Annotated in this window: 1 protein-coding gene; it reads left to right on the forward strand. The window is 69.1% G+C overall.

Annotated features, from left to right (window positions below):
• Positions 1 to 233, forward strand: a 233-nt coding sequence (locus tag ACTFO6_RS19980) for an SCO family protein (protein WP_439936014.1), incomplete at both ends; no start/stop codon positions are given.

Here is a 233-nt window from a genome sequence, read left to right on the forward strand (position 1 = left end):
TCTTGGCACAGGGCCTGGAGCACCGCGTCGGACTCCTCAGCATAAGCTTCGATCCGGCGCACGACCGGCCCGGCGTGCTGCAGTCCTACGCCCGGCGCATGGGCGCCGCACCTCGGGTGTGGCGCTTCGCGACGCTCGCGCGGCCGGATGAGCACCGCGCTTTGCTCGCGCATTTCGACCTGGTCGTCATTCCCGCACCCCTCGGCGAATTCGCGCACAACGCCGCGCTATAT

Source organism: Pelomicrobium sp. G1 (genome assembly GCF_051905455.1).
GTDB lineage: Bacteria > Pseudomonadota > Gammaproteobacteria > Burkholderiales > UBA6910 > Pelomicrobium.